Origin of the sequence: Bacillus sp. AFS001701, assembly GCF_002559405.1 — a bacterium.
Taxonomy (GTDB): Bacteria; Bacillota; Bacilli; order Bacillales; family Bacillaceae_G; genus Gottfriedia.
In genome coordinates this window covers 1-1685 of the sequence record NZ_NTZO01000640.1, presented here as the reverse complement: position 1 = coordinate 1685, position 1685 = coordinate 1, and the positions used below count along the sequence as shown (strand labels likewise).

General features: G+C 28.0%; 2 protein-coding genes. Both read right to left on the bottom strand.

What is annotated here, in order from left to right; all coding sequences use genetic code 11:
- Positions 1-311: 311 nt before the first annotated feature.
- Positions 312-845 (bottom strand): DoxX family membrane protein, encoded by a 534-nt coding sequence (locus CN514_RS24280; RefSeq protein WP_098234764.1) that lies wholly within the window; start codon positions 843-845, stop codon positions 312-314.
- A 60-nt stretch (positions 846-905) separates the two neighbouring features.
- A complete protein-coding gene (locus CN514_RS24275) occupies positions 906-1442 on the bottom strand; it encodes an iron transporter (protein WP_176526064.1) in 537 nt (178 codons plus the stop codon).
- Positions 1443-1685 lie beyond the last annotated feature (243 nt).

Below are 1685 nucleotides of genomic sequence, written 5' to 3'. Positions count from 1 at the left end.
ATGCGTTAGTTACATAAGGAATTTATAGTTTCATTTTGAAAGCAACCAGTAGAAAAATTAAGAATATAACTAATTGAACAATATAATCTGTATATTCTATCCCCTTACCTACTAAAAACATATGGATAATATTGGATTTGAAATAGTAGTATATAGCCTAAGAAATACTATCTAAAATATTTTTTAAAGTGTTTTTCAAATTTTCCTTTTCTTTTTCGCTACTGCTTAATCCAAATTAAAAAGGCATAGAACTAATATCTATACCCTTGGATGATCATTATTTAAATATTAAATGATTTAGAATTTTTACCCTAAGAAGCTTTTGATGTACTATAACTATTTGCATTTCCGATCTTTTGTTTATTTATTTTAAAGAGTTTTTCAATTCCAAGATAACGGTCAAAACTTAAAACAAAACTACGGTTTAAAAATAGCAATAAACAAAATGCACTTGTATAAAGAGTTAAACTAATTAAATTCATATTTCCTGAAAGTATAAAATTAATATGCATAAATAGACAAATAAATATAGAAGGAACTATCATTAATCCTAATATTAGAAGAATACCAATAGTAATCTGAACGATTGGAATCATGTAATTAAAAAACATGATATGTTTTAATGCAAAGTGTGCAATAAAGTACTTATAAAATTCTGGCACATTTGGTTTTTCGAGTGCCATTATTAAATAATTTTTAATAAAAACCCCGGGTTCGATAAACCAATGTTTCTGTGTAATTTTCGTTATACCTGCCAAAAGCCAGCCAATGCCAAAAAGAAGACGCATTAAAGTAACTAATGATTGAAAGGCTAGTACTTCAAATCGTTTTGATAATTTTTTCATAAGCTTAATTATCTCCTATGCTTTAAGTTAGAAAGGGAAACTTTCCTTTATACTTAATTTTTATTTTTCAGACCCATCATATTTAAATTTCCATTTCAAGCTCATAGGTTCATAGAACTCTTTGACATCATCAACGTGACGAGCTAAGTCAGGTTTACTTATTTGATAAGTTAATTCGTAATTTCCTGGTTCAGGTATTAAAACATTAGATGCATAATGTGGGTCACCTGCTACCATTTGATACAATTTTCCCTCTGCTACATTTTCATTTGTATCAAGATTATGTATATTATATTTAATTGTTAAATAAGGAATCCACGAACCTTTCGAAAATCCAAATGAATTGTCCTTTGTTGCATGAATATCAGCTTCTAAATGAATGTTTCCTTCTTTCCCTCCATGTTCAACAGGTGCAACTTTAACTTCATGGGGCATATAAACAGCCTTAATTTCCATTCCATTTTTAATCACCTGACCTATTTCTACATCTTCACCCATTTTTTCATGATGTTTAGAAACCTTATCTTTCTGATTAGTACAGGCTACTGAAAGTGCTAAGATTATTATTAGTGCAAAAAATTGTAATGACTTTTTCAAAAGCTTTATCCTCCTTGTCATCGATAATGATAATCATTCCTGATTGATAATATCAATAATGATTATCATCGTCAATGGTATATTTAGGTAAATTCATACATTTTAGTATTTATAGAAATTCCCATAAAAAATGGAGTGGTTACAACGAATAGTTGACCACTCCACTTTTATGATTATTTAAAAGAAGTTCTTTTCTTATTTAAACTATACTGCCATTTAGCTTAATAAAAAAATCGACTAAAC